Below are 21,052 nucleotides of genomic sequence, written 5' to 3'. Positions count from 1 at the left end.
GGAAACGATGATGATGAGGGCGGCACGACTCCATGGACCCGGCGACTTGCGCGTCGAGAATATCGCCGCGCCAGGCGCTCCCGAGGTGGGCTGGGTGAAGCTGAGGGTCGATGCCGCAGGCATCTGCGGTTCCGATCTCCACAACTTCCGCACGGGCCAGTGGATAAGCCGGTCGCCTTCGACGGCAGGCCATGAACTGACAGGCACGGTGATCGCCATCGGCGAGGGCGTGGACACCGTCGCTGTTGGCGACCGAGTGGTCGCCGATTCCCGCTTCTGGTGCGGAGAGTGCGCGCAATGCCATGCAGGCAGGCGGCATCTTTGCACGTCGCTGGGCTTTGTTGGCGAAATATGCGACGGCGGATTTGCCGAACAAGCGGTCCTGCCCGCACGCCTGCTGCACGTCGTCGATACCGCGCTTGACGAACGGGTCGCGGCGATGGCCGAGCCGCTGGCTGTAGCGTTGCATGCAGTGCGGCGTCTGCCGAAAACGGTCGGCTCCGTTCTTGTCGTCGGCTGCGGCACCATTGGCGGTCTTGCCGCGCTGCTGCTCTCTCGAACCTTCGCAGGTACCGTGCTCGTCGCCGATCGCAACCCTGGCCGATGCGCCCGGGTGGCGCGGGTGACAGACGCCAGCATCGTCGACTTGAACCGGGACGCCATTGCCGCGGCGACCGCGGATGCCCCCTTGCTCGCTGCCGTCGAAGCGACCGGCAGTATCGCAGCACTCAGCCAGCTGCTCGGCGTTCTCGATGCCGGCGGCACCGTTGCGATGGTCGGCATATTCCATGGGCGCCTCGATATCGATCCCAACATCCTGGTTGAACGCGAAATCACATTGCTGGGATGCCACGCCTTTGCAGATGAGCTTCCCGACGCCATCCGGATGCTCGGCGAATTGACCGAGCCCATGGTCGAACTGATCGACCGCGAGATCGGTCTGGATGATGTTCCCGCAGCCTATGAGCGGCTGTTGGCGGGGCAGGGCGATGGCTTGAAAACAATCATCCGGATGCGGTCTGCCGGGCGCGTGTGATTTCCGAACGTTGCCGGAAAGGATTTTTGAAATGATCACTTTGCCCGACACCGCCAGCCCTCTTTACGAGAAGGTCAAGGACTACATCCTGACGAACATCGGAACGGGGCGATGGAGCAAGGATCGGAAGCTGCCGTCCGAAAATGAATTCGTGGCGACACTCGGCGTGTCTCGGATGACGGTCCATCGTGCCTTGCGGGAGTTGACCTCTGCGGGTTTTCTGATCCGGCTCCAGGGCGTCGGCACATTCATCGCGCCACCTCGACCGCAATCCGCACTGATCGAAATCAACAACATCGCAGCGGAAATTGTCGCGCGGGGAAACAGGCATCGCTCCGCGGTTATCGTCCTCGAAGAGATCATGCCGACAAAGGAACTCGCGCTTTCGTTCGAGTTCGCAAAGCGCGCGTCGATCTATCATTCCATTGTCGTCAACTTCGAGAACGACCTGCCTGTGCAACTGGAAGAGCGCTTCGTCAACCCGGGCCTGATACCCGACTATGACAAGCAGGATTTTTCCAGGACAGCGACCTACGACTATCTCATGCAGAAAACCCCGGTGACGGAGGTCGAGCATATCATTTCGGCGACCCCTGCCGATGCCGAAACGGCGCGGCATCTGGGCATCGATGCCGGCAGCTGCTGCCTGCTTCTGCATCGCCGGACATGGACGGGCGCCGTCGTTGCCACGATCAGCAAGCTGACTTACGTTGGAAGCCGCTACTCGCTTGGCAGTCGGTATTCTCCGTCCAAAAAAACCTGATCGCAGTGAAGCGATTCAGAGAGGTCTGACTTGTATATGCATGTATGTATTTAGCCTTGACATCCGCTGTTGCTGACGTTGAAGTGTCGTCGCACTTCGGTTGAACTGACGCTAAGATGCCGAGGCACGGTGCCGCAAGAGCAGAAGCCCGCATTCTCACCAGGCCGGATGTTTGGTTCAAAAAAAGCGGCCTGATCATCAAGGGGAACAAGACGATGCGTAACCTAGCAGGACAATTTCGGGCACTCGTTATGGTTGCTGCCGTCGGGTTCGCCCCGGCGGCCTACGCGGCCGATACAACCATTCCGGCGACGCCTGAGGCAGGAACATTCAAGATCGGCATCGAGCCATGGCTTGGCTACGGCCAGTGGCACGTCGCCGAAGCCAAGGGTCTGTTCAAGGCAAACGGGCTGTCCGACGTACAGATCGTGAACTTCGCCGAGGACAAGGACATCAACGCCGCCTTGGCCAGCGGCCAGCTCGATGCCGCCAATATCGCGACCCACACGGCCATGGGCATGGTTGCGGCCGGCCTGCCGGTGAAGATCGTGCTTCTGCTCGACGTCAGCATGACGGCTGATGCCATGATCGCCGGCAAGGACATCGCCTCCGTCGCTGACCTCAAGGGAAAGCAGGTCGCTTTCGAGGAAGGCACGACGAGCGACATCCTGCTCAAATACGCGCTGGCCAAGAACGGCATGTCCATCGCCGATGTCCAGCCGGTTCCGATGCCGGCGGCGGATGCCGGCAGTGCGTTGATCGCTGGCCAGGTGCCGGTCGCGGTTACCTATGAGCCCTATCTCACCGCGGCCAGGGCGCAGAACAAGGATGTCAAGCTGCTCTTCACCGCGGGCGAAGATCCCGGCCTGATCAGCGACGTGTTCGTGGTGCGCGATGAGGTGATCAAGTCGCGTCCCGGCCAGGTGCTTGCCATGATCAAGACCTGGGATGCGGCCCTGAAGGCCTACAACGCCGACACGCCCGACGGCCGGGCGATCATCTCCAAGGCGGTCGGTTCGAGCGTCGAAGACCTCAACACCGCCTTTGATGGCGTGCGTTACTATACTCTCGCCGAAAACAAGGATGCGCTGACGGGCGAATTTTCCACCAAGACATTCGCCGATGTCGAGGCGGCCGCCAAGAACGCCGGGCTGCTTCAGGCGGACGTGACGCCGGAGCAGATGATCGACCCGTCATTCGTCAAGGCCGCGAAATGACGAGGGCCGGCTCGCGGTGGTGACGCAAATGTCCGAGCAGCGTGCGACCAAGCCAAGCCCGTCTCACGCAGCACCGGGGCCGGTGACCAAACAGCCGATGCGCCGTCGCCGATCCTCCGGGAGCGGCGCGCCTATCGCACGCTCGCGCTTCCTGATGATAGCGGTGGCCGTCTTTGCCGGCCTCGGCCTCGCCTGGTGGGCGGCAACGGGGCTGGGGCTGGTAAAGCCGATTTTCCTGCCCTCGCCGGGAAGCGTGGTGACCCAACTCGGCAAGCTCGCGGGTGACGGCACGCTGTGGCTGGATCTCAGGACCTCGATATACCGTATTTCCATTGGCTTCCTCATCGCCTCGGCCCTGGCGATTCCGATTGGCGTGCTGATCGGCAGCTTCCGGACCTGGGAAGCGGCGATCGAGCCGCTTGTGGATTTCATCCGCTACATGCCGGTGGTCGCGTTCGTGCCCCTCTCCATCCTGTGGTCGGGGACGGGCGATGCGCAGAAGTTCCTGATCATCTTCATCGGCACCTTCTTCCAGCAGGTGCTGATGATCATGGACAATGTGAAGCGGGTTCCGGCTGATTTCATTGGCCTTGGCAGGACGCTCGGCCTGCCGGATCGCAAGATCCTGACGCGCATCGTGGTTCCCAGCGCCTTGCCAGGCATCTGGGATACGCTGCGCATCAGTCTCGGCTGGGCATGGACCTGGCTGGTGTTGGCGGAACTTGTCGCGGCGACATCAGGCCTCGGCTACCGCATCACCGTGTCCCAGCGCTATTTCCAGACAAACACCATCATCGGCTACATCCTGCTGCTGGGCGTGCTTGGTCTCATCACCGACCAGGTCATGAAAGCACTGGGAAAAGTGTTGTTCCGGCAGGAGGGCCACGTGCAATGAGGCCGGGCCGATGAGTTTGCCCAAATTGGGGATCAAAGGTCTCCACAAGAGCTTCGGCACGGGCGCGCGGCGCACGGAAGTGTTGCGCGATATCAATCTCGATCTTGCCGACAACGAGTTCGTCTCGCTGGTAGGCACGTCGGGTTGCGGCAAGAGCACGCTGCTGTCGATCGTTGCCGGACTGCAGGATTTCGACGCAGGAGATCTTGCCATCGATGGCTCGCCGATCCTGCAGCCGGGTCTCGACCGCGGCGTCGTCTTCCAGTCCTACACCCTGCTTCCCTGGCTGACGGCGCAGCAGAATATCGAGTTCGCGCTCAAGGCCGCGGGTCATGATCGCGCGACCTGCCGCAGGATAGCACGCGAGCATCTCGATCTGGTCAAGCTCCCGCACAGCGCCAATCGCTATCCGTCTGAGCTTTCGGGCGGCATGAAGCAACGTGTGGCTATAGCGCGTGCTCTTTCCTATCGACCCAAAATGCTTCTGATGGACGAGCCCTTTGGCGCGCTCGATGCCTTGACCAGGCATCAGATGCAGGAACTCCTGACGCAGATCTGGGAGGAGCACAGGCTCACCGTGCTCTTCGTCACCCACGATGTGGAAGAGGCGGTCTACCTGTCGGACCGCATCGTTGTGATGGGGATCGGCCCGGGACGCATCATGCAGACCTTCAATGTCGACATCGAGCGCCCGCGCCGGGAAGAGGTCATGGAAACCCCGGCCTTCATGGATTTGCAGCGCAGCGTGCACAAGGCGATCCGCGAGGCTTCAAAACGTCCCGAAATGGTTTAGGCGGGTCACTCATGCGTGTCAGGTCCAAGAGCAGCGCAACGAACGCGGCTGGGCGCGGGGATCGTCTCGGAAGACGGAGTTTCAGTCGGATAACGCCTGATGCCGCTACGGATTGCCGATCACAAGCCGGTTCACAGGTTCATTCGCGGCCGTCTGAAGGGTAGCAGGAGCTTCGCCCGATCAAGGCGTTCTTGAAACTCGTGTTCGAGCTTGTGACTCGAGCGCCCGTCAAGCGCCCAATCTCAATATCGCACCGTCGCGATTCCTGACCCGGAAGCGGCCATTGGCGTCCCGCGCCTCAACCGTCGAAAAAAATTTGCAGGACAATGTCGATTTCCTAAACTCCGTTCGTCGTTCCGATGCCGGCCTATGAGGCCGGCTCAAACAAGGAGACAGACGATGCGTGTGATGGTGCTCGTGAAGGCTACCGAGGACAGCGAAAAGGGCTTTCTCCCCACGCCCGAGGCTAAGGAGGCGATGGAGGCGATGGGCAGATTTAACGATGAGCTGCGCAATGCCGGCATCTTGCTCGACGCCGACGGTCTCAAGCCCTCCTCGCAGGGCAAGCGCGTTGCGTTTGATGGTTCCCGCCGCACCGTCATCGACGGGCCTTTCGCCGAGACCCGCGAGCTGGTCGCCGGCTTTTGGCTTTGGGAAGTCAAGGATATGGACGAGGCGGTCGCCTGGGTGAAGCGCTGCCCCAATCCCATGCCGGGACCGAGCGAGATCGAAATCCGGCCGCTGTACGAGATGGCTGATTGGCAATGAAAATCTGATGCCGGAGGTCACGGAAATCCATGACCGAACGCGCGAGAAGCTCAGCGGCAACCGAGACTGTCGGCCGCAATCTGCTTGCCTCCGTTATGGCTTTGGCCGACAAGGCAGCATGACTGCAGGCGAGACGCACCAGGCGATCGAAGCGATTTTTCGCATTGAACGGGCCCGGCTCATCGCGGGTCTGGTTCGCCTCGTGCGCAATGTCGACCTTGCAGAGGAACTGGTGCAAGACGCCCTGGTTATAGCTCTGTCCGAATGGTCCAGGGCCGGCGTGCCGGCCAATCCCGGCGCTTGGCTGATGACGGTCGCCAAACGCCGCGCCATCGACGCGATCCGTCGCGACAAGATGCGCGGGCGCAAGCATGAGGAGATCGCGCGGGAGCTTGACGGCGAGTGCGACGGCGCGGCCGAGGTGATCGAAATGGCCATCAACGACGATCTTGGCGACGAGCTGCTGGGCCTCATCTTCACAGCCTGCCACCCCGTACTTTCGGCCGACGCCCGCGCGGCGCTCACGCTGCGTGTCATCGGCGGTCTGACGACGGACGAGATCGCCCGTGCTTTCCTGTCGAGCGAGGTGACGATCGCCCAGCGCATCGTCCGCGCAAAGAAGACGATCGGAAAGGCCGGGCTCAGCTTTGAGGTGCCGCGCGGTGCCGAGCGTGCGGCGCGTCTGTCCTCGGTGCTGGAGGTCATCTATCTCATCTTCAATGAAGGCTATGCTGCCACGGCCGGCGACGACCTTGTCCGGCCGGGCCTGTGCCTGGAGGCACAACGGCTGGGCCGTATGCTGGCGGGGCTGATGCCCGAGGATGCCGAAGTGTTCGGCCTGCTGGCTCTGATGGAAATCCAGGCATCGCGCCTGCCCGCACGCATCGGGCCGGACGGCGCCCTCTTGACCCTGACCGAGCAAAACCGCGCACGCTGGGACCAACTGCTGATCCGCCGAGGCCTTGACGCGCTGGCCCGCGCCGAAGCTCTCGGGGGCGATGGCCCCTATGCGTTACAAGCCGCGCTTGCAGCCTGCCATGCGCGGGCGCGCAGTCCGGCCGATACCGATTGGCCCCGCATCGCAGCGCTCTACGACCGGCTGCGAGCAGTGATGCCCTCGCCGGTGGTCGATCTCAATCGAGCGGTCGCCCACAGCATGGCCTTCGGGCCTGAGGCGGGCCTGCGGCTGGTAGACGAGATTGCCGGCGCCGCCGCCCTGCGCAACTATGCGCCATTGCCGGCAGCGAGGGGCGACTTTCTGTTTCGGGCCGGCCGGCTGGCCGAGGCCCGCGCCGAATTCGAGGCGGCGGCCAAGCTCACCCGCAACGCGCGGGAAGCGGCCTTTCTCCTCGCCCGCGCCGACGCTTGTGGTTGAAGCATCGCCCTCGGTGCCTGAAACGCCGCTCGGCAAGGCCGAAAGCCGCCTTCAATGAGCGAGATCAACCCGCAACGCGAAAGGGATTAACGATGCGCAAGCCATCGCCGAGCGCCATTCCGTGCTGCATATCCTCTGACAAAAGTGTATCGCAGCCAGCGTGAATCGCCGCGGACGCGATCATCGCGTCATAGGTAGAAAGGCTGTACCGCTCGGCGAGCCTCAATCCTGTTTCGTGGGTCTCGAGCGTGAGCGGATGAACCGTCAACAGGCCGCGCAGCGTGGTCAGCAGCGCATGCGTGTCGGTCCATGACATTTGCATCCTCCGACGCGCGACGTTGGCGAGTTCGTTGAGAACCTGCACGCTGATCGCCCCGCCAGCAGCGATGGCCGCCTCGGCCCGATCAGCCTTCGCCGTATCGCTTGACGCGATATAAAGTAGGACATTGGTATCAAAAAAACTAACGGGCATTCGCCTTGTCCCGATCGAATTTGAAGTCAGCGGGGAGCCGACCACGGAAGGCGCGGAGACGCTTCAGCAACTCCTCGCGCCCGGGCTTCCGCGCCACGCCAAGCTGGCGGGCGTCAGCGACATGGATTTCGATCTCATCGCCTTCCCTGAGTTCAAGCGCTTCGACCACAGCGGCGGGAAGGCGGACCGCAAGACTGTTTCCCCATTTGGCGACCTGCATGCCACTTCCTCTCCTAGATATACGCCAGGAGAAATGTATATCCAGAAGTGGTCGAGATCAAGGCAACTCGGGATATATGCATTTGAAGGAGGAGCCTTGATCATGCCAGCAACTGCGTCGGCACGCCGAGTATCGGCCCTGCCTCGGCGAGCCGCTGGTCGAGGGTTCGCACCGTGGCGCCATGCTCGGATGCCGTCGCGAGGTGCAGGGCGTCGCCAGCACGAAGCCCGAGCGTATGCTGATCGGCGAATTTCGCGGCGACCCGAAAATGCCCGCCCGTCACCGGCAGCACGGTGAAGCTCTCGGCGACCAGCTTGTTGAACATCGCGAGCGCTGCTGCGCGCTGCTCCAGGTCAATCTGTCCGGTCCGAAGCTTGATCGCCATGGCGGAGGACATCTCGGTGATGGTCCAGTCGCTGATCACAAGTTGCGCTGGGTCCTGCTCCGCCAGCCAGCCCTGAACGCGCGCGGTCACGGCTTCGTTGGATAGCGCTGCTACGATCAGCGAAGTGTCGAGATAAAGCATCAATAGCGATCGCCATCTCGCATCGATCGCACCAGATCGGCGGCGGCCTGAGCCTGCAGAGGCATGGTTGCGGTCAGGGATTGGAGCAGGACGGCGTCGATCCGCCTGCGGGGGCGGGCCACAGCCGTGAGTCGGGCGACCGGCTTGCCACGCCGGGTGATGTCGATCGAGTCTCCAGCCTCGACCCGGTCGACGAGCTCGCTCAGATGTGCCTTGGCGTCCGCCAGATTGACCACGCCCATGTCACGCTCCTGACCATGTAGATGGTCATATAGCGCATCACGCTTAACGATTCCAGCGCAGAGTACGGCGAATGAGCAACTGGCTGCGTGAGCGAAGCAGGTGATCGCTCCTGCAACGAGAATTATGCCGCTTTCCGCTTGACTAATACATATCCCGATGGTTATACATCGATCAATAGCCGAAGGGTTATCGATCCCAATGCCAAACGCTCACGATGTACTCTTCAGAACGCTTGCCGATCCGACTCGGCGCGCTATTTTTGAGCGACTGTGTCGCGAAGGAGAGCAGACGGTCGGGGCTCTGACGGCTCAGGCCGGGATCTCGCAACCGGCCGTGTCGAAGCATCTCGGGGTTTTGAGGCAGGCGGGGCTGGTGCGCGACCGCCATGCAGGACGACAGACCCACTATAGCGCGCAGCTTGCTGCGCTTGCCCCCCTGATCGACTGGACAAGCCAGATGACCGGGTTCTGGCAGAGCCGGTTCGACGACCTCGAAGACCTGCTCAAAAGGATGGACCAGTGAACGAAATGGCGACCGAAACACTCTCCGTCATTGTCGAAAGGGAGATCGCTTATCCGCCTGAGAAGATCTGGCGCGCGCTCACGCAACCACACTTGATCGAGGAGTGGCTCATGAAAAACGACTTCAAGCCTGTCGCGGACCACCGTTTTAATCTTCACGCAGCCTGGGGCTCCGTCGAATGTCAGGTCCAGACGGTCGAGCCGAACAGAACGCTGACTTACACGTGGGATACCAAGGATCTCAAGAGTGTCGTCTCCTGGACCCTCACCCCCACGAGTACCGGGGTCCGCTTGCGCATGGAGCAGTCGGGCTTCCGGCCGGATCAGCAGCCTTACTTCCGGGGTGCCAAAGTCGGCTGGCCGAGGTTCTTTGACGATCTGGAGCAGGTTCTGGCGCGGACGGACTGAGGTCCGCGGGCGCTATTCAAGCAGGGGCTCTGTTACAGACCGGCAGATGGCGGGGCGATAATGGAGGCAAGCCAATGAAGATCAAGTTGACCAAAGTATACGTGGATGACCAGGAAAAGGCTCTGGGCTTTTACACCGAAACGCTCGGCTTTACGAAGAAGGCCGATTTCAGCAATGGGCCGTTTCGCTGGCTGACCGTCGCATCACCCGACGAGCCGGACGGTGCCGAGCTGCAACTCGCGCTGAATGACAACCCGGCCGCAAAGACCTACCAGAAAGCCATGTTCCAGCAGGGCCAGCCCGCGGTCATGTTCTTCAGCGACAACATCATGGGCGACTACGAGCGTATCAAAGCGCGCGGCGCCGAATTCACCATGCCGCCGACCGAAGTAACCGGCTCGACCATCGCCCAGCTGAACGACGGCTGCGGTAATCTCGTTCAAATCACCCAGCTGGCGCGCTGGTAAGGCACGCGTTCAGTGGCGTGGCTGCCCGGCGGGTGTCGCCAAACGGGCCGCCGATCCGCTTCGGTTCGTCTTCAGAGGAGGTCTCAATGGATTGGAACAAATGGGTTCGGCAGATCCACCGCTGGCTGTCGATTATCTTTGCGGCGGTCGTCGCCGCTATCTTCATCAGCCTGGGAGCAGGCAAGGAACCCGCCTACTGGGTATACCTTTTGCCGCTGTTTCCGCTCGGCTTGCTCCTGCTTACCGGTCTGTACATGTTCGTGCTGCCTTACGCTCCCAAGTGGCGCAACGCAGGGGGCACCGGCGCATTGGAGTGAACGCATGGCCAACAAGACGTCCATCAGGTCATTGGCGGTCGCGAAGAAGCCCGCCGCCAACCCTGCCGCTGCCAAGCCGGTCCTCCTCGCAGGCGGCAACCCGCAGATAGCGAAGGCCGATGGCGACGCCCCTGTGCAAGCCTACATCGCGGCCATGCCGGGCTGGAAACGCGACGTCGGGCGCCGCCTCGACGCGCTCATCATGCGCAGCGTGCCCAACGTGCGCAAGGCCGTCAAATGGAACTCGCCCTTCTATGGCGTAGAGGGTCAAGGCTGGTTCCTCAACTTCCATTGCTTCACAAAGTACATCAAGCTGGCTTTCTTCCGCGGCGCGTCGCTGCATCCTGTCCCTCCAGGCGAGTCCAAGCACAAGGACGTGCGCTACCTCGATATCCGCCAGGACGACCAGCTGGACGAAACTCAACTGGCCGCCTGGGTGAAGCAAGCCAGCCAATTGCCGGGCGAGCGAATGTGAGTGGGAATGCCAGTCATTCCCGCAAACCAGGTGCCGACTAGCGGTATTCATGTGACGGGCGAGCGGCAACAACCCTAGGGAAAGCGACAATGACGATGAAGAGTGGCTCGATGGAAGGAAATGCAGGCAACTCTCCCTCTCAGCTGATAGATGCGAGGATCAGCGAGCTGGGCGATTGGCGAGGCCAGACGCTTTCGCATGTCCGCGCTCTCGTCAAGCAGGCCGACCCGGAAGTGGTCGAGGAGTGGAAGTGGCGAGGCGTTCCGGTGTGGTCGCACGCCGGAATAATCTGCACTGGCGAGACCTACAAGAACGTCGTGAAAGTGACCTTCGCAAAGGGCGCCTCGCTGCAGGACCCTTCGGGCCTGTTCAACTCCAGCCTCGAAGGCAACACCAGGCGCGCCATCGATATCCGTGAGGGCGAGGCTATAGATGAGAATGCGTTCAAGGCGCTGATACGCGCTGCTGCCGCCCTGAACGCTGCCCGATAGTCAGCTCCGGCCGATATGGTCGGCTAGCGGGCCGAGAGCGGCGAGCAAAGCTTCGCCGCTGGTCTGCGTTGCATTCTCGTGCGGCGCGCGCAGGTTCAGCCAGCGCCTGTCGCCCGATCGTACTGACAGGACCGCCTTCATCGCAGCGATGAGGCCGGCATCCTGGATGATTTTGCGGAACGCCTTGATGCCGGCCTCCGCGTCAGTAATGTCCTCTCCCGCCAGCGTTGCGTCATAGAGGGCCCGGATCGCTGCCGCATTCAGATTGACCGTCGCCGAGATGCACCCCGCAGCACCGTTGGCGAGGCCTTTCGTCAGCTGTGCTTCCGAGCTCGGAAACACCGCGACCTTTGGGGCTGCCGCAATGACCGCCGCGGTGTTGTTCCAGTCACCGGCACTGTCCTTGTAGGCCACCACGACATCGGGAAACGCTTCGCTCAGCCGGGCGGTCAGCGCCGGGCTCACCGGTACGCCGGAATTCTGCGGGATGTGGTAGAGGATCATCCTCATCGCCGGGTTCGCCACCCGTTCGATCAGCTCGCTGTAGTAGCGGGCCTGTCCGTTGTCGCCGGCGGCCGTATAGAAGAACGACGGCAGCACCATCACCCCGGCACAGCCGAGACCGACCGCATGCGCCGTCAGCTCGACGGTTTCGGCAAGTGCTGTGACACCGGTGCCGGGCATCAGATGGCTTGGCGAAATGCCGGCCTCGACCAGCCACTCCAGCGCTTGCATGCGCTCGCGCAACGAGACGGACAACGCCTCGCCCGTGGTACCGAACGGCGACAGGAAATGCGCTCCCTGATCCAGCACCCACTTGGCGTGTGATATCCAGAGGTCGCGGGCAATGCGGCCGTCGTTTTCGAACGGCGTCAGGATCGGTGCGATGGTTCCTTGTGGGCGGATCATGTGCGTCCTTCTACCGGTGAAAATCGGTGCAGTGCTCAACGCCGGCATCAAGAATGTCGAGCAAGCTACATGAAGCAGTGTTGCTGAGTACCGGGCGTTCGACCTCGAAAGCAAGCGGCTCGCGCATAGGCGCGCGATTGTGATCGGGCCGCGGTTCTGAGGCTCTCGAGGTAAATCCTTTTCACGGGACAACATCGCCTGGCCGAAAAGGGGGTGACAAACGAGTTCTGCTGTTTCATCAATGCCGCCTTTTGAGGAGAAGCCCATGCGGAGGATCGGTGTCGGCATCATTGGCTGCGGCAACATTTCAGACGCCTATCTGAAGGCGTCGCCACAATTCCCGGTGCTCGACATTGTCGGCGTCACCGACATCAACCGGACTGCAGCTGAGGCCAAGGCAGCGGCCTACGGCCTGGCTGCCATGCCGATCGAGGCGCTGTTAGCCGATCCCCGCGTCGAGATCGTGCTCAACCTGACCACGCCGCAGCATCACGTGCCGGTCGGTTTGCAGGCTGTCGGGCAAGGCAAGCACGTCTACTCCGAGAAGCCGCTAGCAACGACGCTCAGCGACGCGGAGCGGCTCGTCGCGGCCGCACGCGAAAAGGGCGTGCGTATCGGCTGCGCACCCGACACCTTTCTTGGCGGCTCCCACCAGACGGCGCGGCGGCTGGTCGATGAGGACACCGTTGGAAGCATTGTCGCCGGCTCTGCCTTCATGCAGGTGCCCGGCCACGAGCTCTGGCATCCCAATCCAGATTTCTACTATCAGCCCGGCGGTGGGCCGATGCTCGACATGGGACCTTACTATCTGACCTGCCTGGTCAATCTCCTAGGCCCGGTAAAGTCGGTGACCGGGCAGGCGAAGTCATCCTATGCCACTCGTACCATCGGTTCTGGACCGCGCCAGGGCGAAACCATCCAGGTCGAGGTGCCGACCCATATTTCCGGCCTGCTCGCATTCGAGAATGGCGCGGCGGTGTCGATCACCACCAGCTTCGACGTCTGGAAGCACGATCACAATCACATTGAGCTCTACGGCACCACCGGCTCGATGATCGTCTCCGACCCCAACCAGTTCCAGGGCGACGTCAGGACGAGCCAGCGCAAGGGCGACTGGACGGTGGCCGATCAGATCCATTCCTATGGCGACGGCAATTACCGGGGCCTCGGCCTCGCCGACATGGCGCAGGCGATCGTCTCCGGCAGGCAACACCGCGCCAGCCTCGATCTTTCCCTCCATGTCCTGGAAATCATGGAATCGATCATCTCTTCAGCAGAGATAGGCCAGCGTATCGACCTGAGATATGGCTGCGCCCGGCCGGCGCCGATGCACGCCGATCTGCCTTTCGGAATTCTGGAATAGGGAATAATGCGATGAGCAAGACGGCACTGATTTTCTGGGGCGGCTGGGAAGGTCACACCCCGGCCCGAAGCGCCGAAATCGTCAAGGAGATGCTGACCGGCAACGGCTTCGACGTGCGGCTGGAGCAGGGGACCTCGGCACTCGCCGATCCGCAACTGGGCAAGCTCGATCTCATTGTCCCGGTGATCACCATGTCGACGATCGAAAAGCCGGAGCTGCAAAACCTGACCAGCGCCGTCGGGGCCGGCACCGGCCTTGCGGGCTTTCACGGCACGATGTGCGACAGCTTCCGCAACGAGCCGGAATACCAGTTCATGACCGGCGGCCAGTGGGTCGCCCATCCCGGCAACATCATCGACTATCACGTCGATATCACCAGGCCAGACGATCCGATCGTGCAAGGCATCGATAGTTTCGCCTACCGTTCTGAGCAGTATTATATGCATGTCGATCCGACCAACGCGGTGCTGGCGACAACGACGTTTACCGGCGAGCATCTCGACTTCATCGCCGGCGTCGTCATGCCGGTCGTCTGGAAGCGCCGCTACGGCAAGGGCCGCGTCTTCTATAGCGCGCTCGGCCACACCGCCGATGAGTTCGCCGTGCCGCAAATGCGCACGATGTTCGAACGCGGCGCGATTTGGGCCAGCCGAAACTCGGACCTTGCGTAGCCGTTCGATCTGAACGCCAGGTGTCGTTGCAGTCTTTTCAAGGAGCAAAGCCGCCCCCGACGGTATCTCGCAGGGTCCCCGAACTGCAATCGATTGACTGCCATGGTAGCATCCAATACACCACCGGTCATCGGGGAATTCCGCAGTTGGGGGTCGAATGGAGCAGACGTGGCGATGGTTTGGCCCGGGCGATGCGGCAACGCTTGCCCATGCCAGGCAGGCCGGCGCGACCGGCATCGTGACGGCACTGCACGACATCCCTTACGGCGAAGTCTGGCCGATCGACGCCATCAGGCACCGCCAGGCGCTGATCGAGGCGGATCCGGCGATGGGCCTGAAATGGAGCGTCGTCGAGAGCGTCCCCGTGCACGAAGACATCAAGCTCGGCCGCGGCGATCTTGACCGGCTCTACGACAATTTCAGGCAGACCTTGCGCAATCTCGGCGCCTGCGGCGTGCGCACGGTCTGCTACAACTTCATGCTGATCCTCGACTGGACCCGCACAGACCTGGCTGCGCCGCTGCCGGGCGGCGGACGGGCGCTCCGCATGAACATGCACGAGCTTGCCGCATTCGATTGCTACATGCTGCAGCGCAAGGGATCGGAGCGCGACTATGCGTCCGATGTTCTCCAGCGGGCGAGCGAATGGTTCGAGACGACGCCGGACACGGCAAAAGAGCGTCTACTCGCCAACATCATGGCCGGCCTGCCGGGCGCCTTCAAGCGCTACGATATAATGGAATTGCGCGAAGTGGTGGTCGAGCAGTCGAGCCTGTCGCATGAGCGGCTGCGCGAGAACCTCGTCCGTTTTCTCGAAAACGTGCTGCCGGCGGCCGAAGAGGCGGGCGTCACGCTGGCGATCCACCCGGACGATCCGCCGCGCGATCTCGTCGGCCTATGCCGGATCGTCAAGAACGCCGAAGACATTGCCTTTATCCTGGACGCCGTGCCATCGGCCCATAGCGGCCTTACCTTGTGCACGGGGTCGCTGGGCGCCAATCCGGCCAATGACCTGCCTGCCATCGCCAGGCGCTTTGCGCATAGGATCAAGTTCGTGCATCTGCGCAATGTCAGCAAGGAGCCGGACGGCTCGTTCATGGAATCCGAGCATCTGAACGGCGATGTCGACATGGTTTCGGTGGTCTCGGTCTTGCTCGACGAGCAGCAACGCCGTCGCGACGCCGGTGAACCGGCGGCGCTGCTGCCGTTTCGCCCGGATCATGGCCACGAACTGATCGATGACGCCGCGCGGCACACCCATCCCGGCTACCCCGTCGTCGGCCGTCTTCGCGGCCTTGCCGAACTGAGAGGCGTGATGACGGCGATTGCCCATCAGCGCGGCTACCGGCTGCAATGACGGCGCCCCGCCTGCTCTGCGTCGGCGCGCTCACCTACGACACGATCTTGCGCCTCGATGTCCTGCCCTCCGGCGCCGGCAAGTTCCTGCCAAGCGAGGCCGTGCAGATCGCGGCCGGCATGGCGGCCAGCGCCGCCGCGTCGGCCAGCCGCCAGGGCGGGCAGGTCTGGCTATGGGCAAGCGTCGGCGACGATGCCGTCGGCCGCGATGTCATTGGCCAGATGGAGGCGGAGCGGGTCGACTGTTCGCTGGTGCGCAGGGTCGAGGGCGGCCGCTCGGCCATTGCTACGATCCTGGTCGACGCCGCCGGCGAACGTATGATCGTGCCCTTCTACGATGCCGTCACGCAAGCCGATCCGGACCGCCTTCCACCCGCGGATTTTTCCCAGTTCGACGCCGTGCTGGTCGATGTCCGCTGGCCCGGAGCCGCCGCCCTGGCGCTGGCGAAAGCTCGTGAATACGGCATTCCGGCGGTCCTTGACGCAGATGTCGCGTCGCGACCGGTGCTCGACGGGCTGCTGCCGATCGCCTCGCATGTCGTTGCTTCGCTGCCGGCGGCACGCATCCTTTGCGGTCCGGAGATATCCGCCGGTTCTGCCGTTGCTATCCTCGGCGAACGGACCGGCGCCTTCGTGGCCGTCACCGATGGGGCGAACGGCACCGCGTTCCAGCACCCGGGTGGCAATGATGTCCGTCACCTGCCGTCGCCGCGGGTCGAAGCCGTCGACACCCTGGCGGCAGGCGACGTGTTTCACGGCACCTTCGCCCTCGGTCTGGCCGAAGGTTGGGACGAAGAGCGGGCCATAGCAGTGGCCAGCGCCGCCGCCGCTCTGAAATGCCTGCGCTTTGGCGGACGTCTTGGCGCACCGACGCGCGCGGAAACGCTGGCTTTCCTACAAGGATCTGCATGATGCCGAACACGCTTGGGCCGGCTCGTGGGAAAAGAGCACGTCAAGTGGCGATCGACTACCATGGTAGTCGATCGGCAACTGTTCTTGGGAGGATAAATGGCTGAATTCAGAAAACGCGCGCTGGTTACCGGCGCGGCCATGGGCATCGGCCGTGCCGTCGCCGAAAGGCTGGCCGAGCAAGGCGTCGACCTGATCCTGTTCGACCGGGCGGGCGATCAGCTAGACGAGGTCGCGACGCAGCTTTCAGCGCGCGGCGTGACCGTGCACACCGTGCTTGGCTCGACCGCCAACGCCGAGGCCTGCGGCCGCGCCGTCGAGCTTGCCCGGTCCGCGTTCGGCGGGCTCGACATGCTTTCCCACAATGCCGGCATCCAGCGTTACGGAACGGTGGAGACCACAGACGAGGCGCTTTGGGACGAGGTGATGAACGTCAACCTCAAGGCTGCCTACCTGCTGTCGCGTGCGGCGATGCCGCTGCTGCGCCAAAGCCGCGGTGCCATCGTCCATATGAGCTCGGTGCAGGGCCTGGCCAGCCAGGAAGGGGTTCTGGCCTACAGCACGGCCAAGCACGGCCTGATCGGCCTCGTCAAATCGATGGCCGTCGACTACGCCCCCCTCGGCGTGCGCGTCAATGCCGTTGCTCCGGGCGCCGTCGACACGCCGATGCTGCGGGATGCGGTCAAGCTCAACGACAACCCCGACGAGATACTGCGCATCCTCGACAACATGCATCCGCTCGGCCGCACCGCCCGACCGCAAGAGATTGCCGCCGTCGTTGCCTTCCTGCTGTCCGACGATGCCTCCTTCGTCACCGGCGAGGTCGTGCGCGTCGATGGCGGGCTGCTGGCGCGCATCGGCGGTTCTCCGCGCAAGGAATAACGCCGGCGCTGTTCTTGCTGCTGCGCAGGCATTTCATGAACGGCTTGAAACTGCAGAGCCTATAAGGGGATCGCCGATGGCAGGGCTTTTGGGAATGCGGACCCTCACCGAGGGGCGGCTGGGCGAAACCGGCCCCGGCGCTTCAGTTGCGGCCAGGACGTTCGAGGTCCTGCTCGACCAGATCCTGACCTTCCGCCTGAAGCCGCACGAGCTGATTTCTGAAAAGGCGATGTCGGAAGCCCTCGGCGTGAGTCGCACACCTGTCAGGGAGGCGCTCGCCCGGCTGGCCGGTCTTGGCTTGATCGACATCTATCCGCAGCGCGGCAGCATGGTGGCGCCGCTCCGGATCGCCGATCTCGAGAAATCGCAGTTCCTGCGCGAATCGCTCGAAGTCGGCCTGATCAATCGTGCGGTCGAGAGCCTGCGCCGTGCCGACCTGCTTGCCGTGCTCAAAGGCGAACTGGCGGTCCAGGAGACGTTCGCCTCCATTGCGGACGACAGGCGCTTCTTCAAGTCGGACGAGCTGTTCCACCAGCACATCGCCAGCCATGCCGGGTTCCCCGGAATCTGGGCCGACATCAGCGCGGCGAAGCTGCACATGGACCGGTTCCGCTTTCTGTCTTTCCCGCGCCTCGACAGCATGTCGGTGGTCCTCGGCCAGCATCGGCGGATTGTCGATGCGCTCGAGCAGGCCGACGCGCTTGCGGCAGAAGAAGCAATGCGAACGCATCTTCGCCGTATCTTCGAGGTCCTCGAAATCGTCCAGGAGCGCTATCCCCATTATTTCGAGGCAAACGGCCCTGCGGGAAAGAGGACCGAAGCAGATGGCGGCAGTTCGGTCGAACGTCAACCAGCGGTGTGAGCCCGCTGTCAGCCGGCTCAATCCAAGCCTGAGCCTTTCTTGCGCGCTTCCGAAGGCGTCTTGGTCTTGCTGCCGGATTTGTCGGAAGCTGGCTCGGCTTTGCGATTTTGACCCTCGCCGCCTTGCTCCTTGCGGAGCTGCTTTTCCACTGTCGATCGCGATCCTTCGGCAGGGTCCTGTTCAGGATGAGTATCGGTTCCCGCCATGTCAGCTCCTATCCATTCTGATCTATTGCATGCGGCGTGGGCTGAGCTCCGCCACTGGTTCTGTCGCGTCCGATCATCAGCCAGGCGGCGAACAGCACGACCAGTACGACCACGATCCAGGCGACGAGACGAGGCATTGGACCTCACTTCCCCCGCCGCTTGCTGCCGCGCGCCTCTGGATTGGAGCCGGCCCCGACCGTTGGATCGGGCACGACCGGACCGCGTTCGGCCTCGGAACCCTCAGCTTCGATCTCCTGCACGGCCTGATCCCAATGCTCGCGCTCGCGTCCTTGCGGACGGCCTTCGCGCTCCCAGATCTCATGGGCTCGCTGCCTGATACGCTCTTCCCTGTCCATGGCCTTTGCCTCCTCGTCACCTAATCCGGCGATCGCTGGTTTGTTCCGCGCTGCCAGCGCCGTTCATCCGGTTCAGTTGACGTGATTACCGGGCGCTCTAGATCAAACTTCACGCCGAAGTCGCTTGGTGCGGGGAGAACAATCGTGTGGCAGCAACGCTACGAGCACGTATTGTAAATGCCGTTACAGCCGTCGGTCTTCGACCAGACCGCCTGTGCTTGCTGCTGATGATATCTGTACTGACGGCATGCACGTCTTCCGACCAGGTCGAGCAGCAGTCGAAAATCGCGGCTTCCGCCACACAGACCGCATCGCTGGTCCTGGAGGCTTGGGTCGCTGGGGCAGCCCCTTCGAAATACACGTCGCGCACGTTGCAATCGGTCGGCAAGGCGCTCGCCGATGCCGGTGCGCAAATCCAGTCCGCCAAGTCGCCTGAGCCCAGCGAGCAAGCCGGTCTGACGACGGCGGTCGGACAGCTTTCGGCGGCGGTAACACGCGCAGCGACCGCAGTGCAGAACGGCAACCGTTCGGACGTGGAACACGCGCAACAGGATCTGCGGGCCGCCGCCGCCGATCTGAGCGCGTCCTACGCCAGATATTTCGCGCCGAAATCATGAAGAAGCTACTCGAAATATCGCTCGGCGTCGTCACCAGCGTTGGCGGCTTTCTCGAGGTCGGATCGATGGCGACCGCAGCTCAGGCCGGCGCGGCGTTCAGGTTCCAGCTGATATGGGCCGTCGTCCTGGGCACGATCTGCATCATCTTCCTGGTCGAAATGGCCGGACGCTTCGCCGCCGTTAGCCATCACACCATCGCCGACGGGATCCGGGAACGGTTTGGCTTCAACGCCTTTCTGTGGCCGTTGCTTGCGACTTTGCTGGTCAACTTCCTGGTCATGGCAGCCGAAATCGGCGGTGTTGCCATTGCGCTCGAGCTCGCCACCGGCATCGGCTTTCAGTGGTGGGCGCTGCCGGTCGCTTTTCTGGCATGGCTGTTCCTTTGGAAAGGCACGTTCGGATTCATCGAAAAAGGCGTCGCGGTCCTCGGGCTGGTCACGCTGTGCTTCGTGGTTGGCGCCGTCATGCTGAAGCCCGATTGGGGACAGGTTGCGGCCGGTGCCGTGCCCACTCTGCCCGAGCACGACGCGGCCAATTACTGGTTCATGGCGGTCAGCATTCTTGGTGCGTCGATCTCGCCCTATTTGTTCATGTTCTATTCGTCGGGAGCGATCGAGGGCCAATGGGACAAGAGCTATCTCGGAGCCAATCGGGCCATTGCCGGCTTGGGCATGTGTTTTGGCGGCACAATCGCTATCGGTGTGTTGATCGTGGCAGCGCTGGTGCTGGCGGCGCACGGCATTGAGCAGATCGACGACTACCACCAACTGCCGCTGATGCTGATTCCGATCTTCGGTTTCTGGGGGTTCGTCCTGTTCGTTGCTTCACTAGGCATAGCTTGCTTCGGTGCCGCGCTCGAAATCGGGCTGCAGCAAGCGTACCTTGTGGCGCAGGGTTTCGGCTGGACCTGGGGCGAGGACCTGAAACCGCGCGACGATCCCGGCTTCAGCACCGTCTATACGATCTCGTTGTTTCTCGCCGCCATTCCGATCGCATTGGGTCTCGATCCGCTGAAGCTCACCATCTTTTCCATGGCTCTGACGGCCGCCAGCCTGCCGCTGACCGTGGTTCCGTTCCTCTTCCTGCTGAACGACGAGCGTCATGTCGGCGAGCACCGCAATGGCCTGATCGCGAATGCCGCGGTCATCTTCATCATAGCGCTCGGTTTCGTGCTCGCAGTCGTGACTATTCCTTTGCAGATATTCGGAGGCACTTGATGGATTTGCTGCGCGACATCCTGGACAAGCAAGTGGTCGACCGCGAGCAGGTCAAGATCGGCAAGGTGGACGGGCTGGTGGCCGAACTCAGGCCAGGCAAGCCGCCAAAGATTATTGCGGTCGAGCTCGGTTCGATCACGCTGGCGCGCCGGCTTGGCCAGCGGCCCGGGCGCTGGATGGCGCGGCTTGCGGCAAGGCTCGGCGGCAGGCGCCATGCCGAGCCGCACCGCATCGCATGGAACAAGGTGCGCGACATCGGCGTCGACATCCAGTTCGATATCGACGTCCGCGAAACGGCGATTTTCGACTGGCAGGACTGGCTGCGCGATCATGTCATTGGGCGTATCCCGGGAGCTGGATGATGGCCACCGTCAATCTTGAGCAATTGGCTGGCAGGAATGTGCTTTCGCAGCGCGGCAAAAGCATCGGCCATATCGAGGAGATACGCGCCGAACCGGATGGCGATGACCTCGTGGTTACCGAGTACCATGTCGGCATCTACGCAGCATTCGAGCGCCTGTCCGCTTCGGCCATCGGCATTGCGGTCCTCGACGTCTTTCGAATGCGCAGTCGCGACAGCATGTATCGCATTCCCTGGGACAAGCTCGACATCTCCGACCCGGCGCGGCCGCGGTTGTTATGCACGAAGGAAGAACTTTCCGCTATGAAGGGGAGTATCGAGGGCGATAAGCGGGAATGAACGATACTTTCCCGCCG

The 21,052-nt window shown here is 62.6% G+C and carries 30 protein-coding genes; 23 read left to right on the top strand and 7 right to left on the bottom strand.

Features of this window, described 5'->3' with window-relative positions:
* Nucleotides 1-13: 13 nt before the first annotated feature.
* The 7 genes from NKG95_RS09140 to NKG95_RS09110 all read left to right on the top strand — a co-directional run bounded on the left by NKG95_RS09140 (nt 14) and on the right by NKG95_RS09110 (nt 6,847).
* Complete coding sequence (locus NKG95_RS09140) at nt 14-1,036, top strand: zinc-dependent alcohol dehydrogenase (protein WP_353040503.1); 1,023 nt, start codon at nt 14-16, stop codon at nt 1,034-1,036.
* Between the two features lie 31 nt (nt 1,037-1,067).
* On the top strand, nt 1,068-1,799 hold the full coding sequence (gene hutC, locus NKG95_RS09135; protein ID WP_352547392.1) for a histidine utilization transcriptional repressor HutC: 732 nt from the start codon (nt 1,068-1,070) through the stop codon (nt 1,797-1,799).
* Between the two features lie 215 nt (nt 1,800-2,014).
* Nucleotides 2,015-3,016, top strand: a complete 1,002-nt coding sequence (locus tag NKG95_RS09130) for an ABC transporter substrate-binding protein (RefSeq protein ID WP_353040502.1) — start codon at nt 2,015-2,017, stop codon at nt 3,014-3,016.
* A gap of 97 nt (nt 3,017-3,113) precedes the next feature.
* Entirely contained in the window at nt 3,114-3,911 is a 798-nt protein-coding gene (locus NKG95_RS09125; protein WP_352914106.1) for an ABC transporter permease, read from the top strand.
* 10 nt (nt 3,912-3,921) lie between these two features.
* Nucleotides 3,922-4,704 (top strand): ABC transporter ATP-binding protein, encoded by a 783-nt coding sequence (locus NKG95_RS09120; RefSeq protein WP_352493882.1) that lies wholly within the window; start codon nt 3,922-3,924, stop codon nt 4,702-4,704.
* 399 nt (nt 4,705-5,103) lie between these two features.
* Nucleotides 5,104-5,472, top strand: a complete 369-nt coding sequence (locus tag NKG95_RS09115; RefSeq protein ID WP_352482873.1) for a YciI family protein — start codon at nt 5,104-5,106, stop codon at nt 5,470-5,472.
* A gap of 118 nt (nt 5,473-5,590) precedes the next feature.
* Nucleotides 5,591-6,847 (top strand): RNA polymerase sigma factor, encoded by a 1,257-nt coding sequence (locus NKG95_RS09110; protein ID WP_353040501.1) that lies wholly within the window; start codon nt 5,591-5,593, stop codon nt 6,845-6,847.
* Nucleotides 6,848-6,911: 64 nt separating this feature from the next.
* Here NKG95_RS09110 and NKG95_RS09105 read toward each other — a convergent pair whose 3' ends face one another.
* From NKG95_RS09105 to NKG95_RS09090, 4 genes are all read right to left on the bottom strand, one after another.
* Nucleotides 6,912-7,319 (bottom strand): PIN domain-containing protein, encoded by a 408-nt coding sequence (locus NKG95_RS09105; RefSeq protein ID WP_353040500.1) that lies wholly within the window; start codon nt 7,317-7,319, stop codon nt 6,912-6,914.
* The gene (locus tag NKG95_RS09100; protein WP_023716557.1) at nt 7,309-7,539 is read right to left on the bottom strand and encodes an AbrB/MazE/SpoVT family DNA-binding domain-containing protein; all 231 of its coding nucleotides are present in this window, start codon (nt 7,537-7,539) and stop codon (nt 7,309-7,311) included. Before NKG95_RS09100 ends, NKG95_RS09105 begins: the two co-directional genes overlap by 11 nt.
* A 100-nt stretch (nt 7,540-7,639) precedes the next feature.
* Nucleotides 7,640-8,065, bottom strand: a complete 426-nt coding sequence (locus NKG95_RS09095) for a type II toxin-antitoxin system VapC family toxin (RefSeq protein ID WP_353040499.1) — start codon at nt 8,063-8,065, stop codon at nt 7,640-7,642.
* Nucleotides 8,065-8,307, bottom strand: a complete 243-nt coding sequence (locus tag NKG95_RS09090) for a type II toxin-antitoxin system Phd/YefM family antitoxin (protein ID WP_352482868.1) — start codon at nt 8,305-8,307, stop codon at nt 8,065-8,067. Before NKG95_RS09090 ends, NKG95_RS09095 begins: the two co-directional genes overlap by 1 nt.
* Before the next feature lie 199 nt (nt 8,308-8,506).
* Between NKG95_RS09090 and NKG95_RS09085 the strand changes: the two genes are divergently transcribed.
* From NKG95_RS09085 to NKG95_RS09060, 6 genes are all read left to right on the top strand, one after another.
* Nucleotides 8,507-8,830 carry an ArsR/SmtB family transcription factor gene (locus NKG95_RS09085; RefSeq protein WP_023716560.1) on the top strand — a complete coding sequence of 108 codons (324 nt, stop codon included), beginning with the start codon at nt 8,507-8,509 and terminating at the stop codon, nt 8,828-8,830.
* On the top strand, nt 8,827-9,237 hold the full coding sequence (locus NKG95_RS09080) for an SRPBCC family protein (RefSeq protein ID WP_352856204.1): 411 nt from the start codon (nt 8,827-8,829) through the stop codon (nt 9,235-9,237). The genes NKG95_RS09085 and NKG95_RS09080 overlap by 4 nt, the downstream gene beginning before the upstream one ends.
* Nucleotides 9,238-9,311: 74 nt before the next feature.
* The gene (locus NKG95_RS09075; protein ID WP_352850582.1) at nt 9,312-9,704 is read left to right on the top strand and encodes a VOC family protein; all 393 of its coding nucleotides are present in this window, start codon (nt 9,312-9,314) and stop codon (nt 9,702-9,704) included.
* A gap of 86 nt (nt 9,705-9,790) precedes the next feature.
* A complete protein-coding gene (locus NKG95_RS09070) occupies nt 9,791-10,021 on the top strand; it encodes a hypothetical protein (protein ID WP_023716563.1) in 231 nt (76 codons plus the stop codon).
* Between the two features lie 4 nt (nt 10,022-10,025).
* Nucleotides 10,026-10,496, top strand: a complete 471-nt coding sequence (locus NKG95_RS09065; RefSeq protein ID WP_353040498.1) for a DUF1801 domain-containing protein — start codon at nt 10,026-10,028, stop codon at nt 10,494-10,496.
* Nucleotides 10,497-10,585: 89 nt separating this feature from the next.
* Nucleotides 10,586-10,987, top strand: a complete 402-nt coding sequence (locus NKG95_RS09060) for a DUF1801 domain-containing protein (RefSeq protein WP_198030445.1) — start codon at nt 10,586-10,588, stop codon at nt 10,985-10,987.
* Here the strand turns inward: NKG95_RS09060 and NKG95_RS09055 are convergent, their stop codons facing one another.
* Nucleotides 10,988-11,896, bottom strand: a complete 909-nt coding sequence (locus tag NKG95_RS09055) for a dihydrodipicolinate synthase family protein (RefSeq protein ID WP_353040497.1) — start codon at nt 11,894-11,896, stop codon at nt 10,988-10,990.
* 265 nt (nt 11,897-12,161) lie between these two features.
* Here NKG95_RS09055 and NKG95_RS09050 point away from each other — a divergent pair, with 265 nt between their 5' ends.
* The 6 genes from NKG95_RS09050 to NKG95_RS09025 all read left to right on the top strand — a co-directional run bounded on the left by NKG95_RS09050 (nt 12,162) and on the right by NKG95_RS09025 (nt 17,939).
* Complete coding sequence (locus tag NKG95_RS09050; protein ID WP_352590432.1) at nt 12,162-13,259, top strand: Gfo/Idh/MocA family protein; 1,098 nt, start codon at nt 12,162-12,164, stop codon at nt 13,257-13,259.
* 11 nt (nt 13,260-13,270) lie between these two features.
* Nucleotides 13,271-13,930 carry a ThuA domain-containing protein gene (locus NKG95_RS09045; RefSeq protein ID WP_352493889.1) on the top strand — a complete coding sequence of 220 codons (660 nt, stop codon included), beginning with the start codon at nt 13,271-13,273 and terminating at the stop codon, nt 13,928-13,930.
* Between the two features lie 157 nt (nt 13,931-14,087).
* Nucleotides 14,088-15,287 carry a mannonate dehydratase gene (gene uxuA, locus NKG95_RS09040; RefSeq protein WP_353040496.1) on the top strand — a complete coding sequence of 400 codons (1,200 nt, stop codon included), beginning with the start codon at nt 14,088-14,090 and terminating at the stop codon, nt 15,285-15,287.
* Entirely contained in the window at nt 15,284-16,198 is a 915-nt protein-coding gene (locus NKG95_RS09035) for a PfkB family carbohydrate kinase (protein WP_353040495.1), read from the top strand. The genes uxuA and NKG95_RS09035 overlap by 4 nt, the downstream gene beginning before the upstream one ends.
* Before the next feature lie 96 nt (nt 16,199-16,294).
* Nucleotides 16,295-17,077 (top strand): SDR family NAD(P)-dependent oxidoreductase, encoded by a 783-nt coding sequence (locus NKG95_RS09030; protein WP_023716570.1) that lies wholly within the window; start codon nt 16,295-16,297, stop codon nt 17,075-17,077.
* A 76-nt stretch (nt 17,078-17,153) separates the two neighbouring features.
* A complete protein-coding gene (locus tag NKG95_RS09025; RefSeq protein ID WP_352590418.1) occupies nt 17,154-17,939 on the top strand; it encodes a GntR family transcriptional regulator in 786 nt (261 codons plus the stop codon).
* Nucleotides 17,940-18,153: 214 nt separating this feature from the next.
* On the opposite strand, the gene NKG95_RS09020 is transcribed toward NKG95_RS09025, so the two are convergent.
* Both NKG95_RS09020 and NKG95_RS09015 read right to left on the bottom strand, forming a co-directional pair.
* Entirely contained in the window at nt 18,154-18,282 is a 129-nt protein-coding gene (locus NKG95_RS09020) for a hypothetical protein (RefSeq protein WP_280940403.1), read from the bottom strand.
* Nucleotides 18,283-18,288: 6 nt separating this feature from the next.
* Nucleotides 18,289-18,501 carry a DUF2934 domain-containing protein gene (locus NKG95_RS09015; RefSeq protein WP_352590413.1) on the bottom strand — a complete coding sequence of 71 codons (213 nt, stop codon included), beginning with the start codon at nt 18,499-18,501 and terminating at the stop codon, nt 18,289-18,291.
* A gap of 227 nt (nt 18,502-18,728) precedes the next feature.
* Between NKG95_RS09015 and NKG95_RS09010 the strand changes: the two genes are divergently transcribed.
* From NKG95_RS09010 to NKG95_RS08995, 4 genes are read left to right on the top strand one after another with little or no spacing between them, the layout of a single operon-like run.
* Nucleotides 18,729-19,118 (top strand): hypothetical protein, encoded by a 390-nt coding sequence (locus NKG95_RS09010; RefSeq protein ID WP_245278505.1) that lies wholly within the window; start codon nt 18,729-18,731, stop codon nt 19,116-19,118.
* The gene (locus tag NKG95_RS09005) at nt 19,115-20,335 is read left to right on the top strand and encodes an NRAMP family divalent metal transporter (RefSeq protein ID WP_353040494.1); all 1,221 of its coding nucleotides are present in this window, start codon (nt 19,115-19,117) and stop codon (nt 20,333-20,335) included. The genes NKG95_RS09010 and NKG95_RS09005 overlap by 4 nt, the downstream gene beginning before the upstream one ends.
* Entirely contained in the window at nt 20,335-20,697 is a 363-nt protein-coding gene (locus tag NKG95_RS09000) for a hypothetical protein (protein WP_353040493.1), read from the top strand. The genes NKG95_RS09005 and NKG95_RS09000 overlap by 1 nt, the downstream gene beginning before the upstream one ends.
* Nucleotides 20,697-21,035, top strand: a complete 339-nt coding sequence (locus NKG95_RS08995) for a hypothetical protein (protein WP_352638915.1) — start codon at nt 20,697-20,699, stop codon at nt 21,033-21,035. The genes NKG95_RS09000 and NKG95_RS08995 overlap by 1 nt, the downstream gene beginning before the upstream one ends.
* Nucleotides 21,036-21,052: the final 17 nt, after the last annotated feature.

Source organism: Mesorhizobium sp. M1423 (assembly GCF_040317575.1).
Taxonomy (GTDB): Bacteria; Pseudomonadota; Alphaproteobacteria; order Rhizobiales; family Rhizobiaceae; genus Mesorhizobium.
Note: the sequence above shows the minus strand (reverse complement) of the source record. Positions and strands in the feature narration are given on the sequence as shown.

Bases quoted from the DNA above. Each gene is read 5' to 3' on its own strand.
- NKG95_RS09065 (WP_353040498.1), top strand. From the start codon at position 10,026: ATGGCCAACAAGACGTCCATCAGGTCATTGGCGGTCGCGAAGAAGCCC.
- NKG95_RS09100 (WP_023716557.1), bottom strand. From the start codon at position 7,539: ATGCAGGTCGCCAAATGGGGAAACAGTCTTGCGGTCCGCCTTCCCGCC.
- NKG95_RS09020 (WP_280940403.1), bottom strand. From the start codon at position 18,282: ATGCCTCGTCTCGTCGCCTGGATCGTGGTCGTACTGGTCGTGCTGTTC.
- NKG95_RS08995 (WP_352638915.1), top strand. From the start codon at position 20,697: ATGGCCACCGTCAATCTTGAGCAATTGGCTGGCAGGAATGTGCTTTCG.
- uxuA (WP_353040496.1), top strand. From the start codon at position 14,088: ATGGAGCAGACGTGGCGATGGTTTGGCCCGGGCGATGCGGCAACGCTT.
- NKG95_RS09050 (WP_352590432.1), top strand. From the start codon at position 12,162: ATGCGGAGGATCGGTGTCGGCATCATTGGCTGCGGCAACATTTCAGAC.
- NKG95_RS09045 (WP_352493889.1), top strand. From the start codon at position 13,271: ATGAGCAAGACGGCACTGATTTTCTGGGGCGGCTGGGAAGGTCACACC.
- NKG95_RS09000 (WP_353040493.1), top strand. From the start codon at position 20,335: ATGGATTTGCTGCGCGACATCCTGGACAAGCAAGTGGTCGACCGCGAG.
- NKG95_RS09030 (WP_023716570.1), top strand. From the start codon at position 16,295: ATGGCTGAATTCAGAAAACGCGCGCTGGTTACCGGCGCGGCCATGGGC.
- NKG95_RS09110 (WP_353040501.1), top strand. From the start codon at position 5,591: ATGACTGCAGGCGAGACGCACCAGGCGATCGAAGCGATTTTTCGCATT.
- hutC (WP_352547392.1), top strand. From the start codon at position 1,068: ATGATCACTTTGCCCGACACCGCCAGCCCTCTTTACGAGAAGGTCAAG.
- NKG95_RS09060 (WP_198030445.1), top strand. From the start codon at position 10,586: ATGACGATGAAGAGTGGCTCGATGGAAGGAAATGCAGGCAACTCTCCC.
- NKG95_RS09105 (WP_353040500.1), bottom strand. From the start codon at position 7,319: ATGCCCGTTAGTTTTTTTGATACCAATGTCCTACTTTATATCGCGTCA.
- NKG95_RS09140 (WP_353040503.1), top strand. From the start codon at position 14: ATGAGGGCGGCACGACTCCATGGACCCGGCGACTTGCGCGTCGAGAAT.
- NKG95_RS09115 (WP_352482873.1), top strand. From the start codon at position 5,104: ATGCGTGTGATGGTGCTCGTGAAGGCTACCGAGGACAGCGAAAAGGGC.
- NKG95_RS09085 (WP_023716560.1), top strand. From the start codon at position 8,507: ATGCCAAACGCTCACGATGTACTCTTCAGAACGCTTGCCGATCCGACT.
- NKG95_RS09130 (WP_353040502.1), top strand. From the start codon at position 2,015: ATGCGTAACCTAGCAGGACAATTTCGGGCACTCGTTATGGTTGCTGCC.
- NKG95_RS09005 (WP_353040494.1), top strand. From the start codon at position 19,115: ATGAAGAAGCTACTCGAAATATCGCTCGGCGTCGTCACCAGCGTTGGC.
- NKG95_RS09035 (WP_353040495.1), top strand. From the start codon at position 15,284: ATGACGGCGCCCCGCCTGCTCTGCGTCGGCGCGCTCACCTACGACACG.
- NKG95_RS09010 (WP_245278505.1), top strand. From the start codon at position 18,729: ATGATATCTGTACTGACGGCATGCACGTCTTCCGACCAGGTCGAGCAG.
- NKG95_RS09125 (WP_352914106.1), top strand. From the start codon at position 3,114: ATGCGCCGTCGCCGATCCTCCGGGAGCGGCGCGCCTATCGCACGCTCG.
- NKG95_RS09070 (WP_023716563.1), top strand. From the start codon at position 9,791: ATGGATTGGAACAAATGGGTTCGGCAGATCCACCGCTGGCTGTCGATT.
- NKG95_RS09015 (WP_352590413.1), bottom strand. From the start codon at position 18,501: ATGGACAGGGAAGAGCGTATCAGGCAGCGAGCCCATGAGATCTGGGAG.
- NKG95_RS09090 (WP_352482868.1), bottom strand. From the start codon at position 8,307: ATGGGCGTGGTCAATCTGGCGGACGCCAAGGCACATCTGAGCGAGCTC.
- NKG95_RS09025 (WP_352590418.1), top strand. From the start codon at position 17,154: ATGGCAGGGCTTTTGGGAATGCGGACCCTCACCGAGGGGCGGCTGGGC.
- NKG95_RS09095 (WP_353040499.1), bottom strand. From the start codon at position 8,065: ATGCTTTATCTCGACACTTCGCTGATCGTAGCAGCGCTATCCAACGAA.
- NKG95_RS09055 (WP_353040497.1), bottom strand. From the start codon at position 11,896: ATGATCCGCCCACAAGGAACCATCGCACCGATCCTGACGCCGTTCGAA.
- NKG95_RS09120 (WP_352493882.1), top strand. From the start codon at position 3,922: ATGAGTTTGCCCAAATTGGGGATCAAAGGTCTCCACAAGAGCTTCGGC.
- NKG95_RS09075 (WP_352850582.1), top strand. From the start codon at position 9,312: ATGAAGATCAAGTTGACCAAAGTATACGTGGATGACCAGGAAAAGGCT.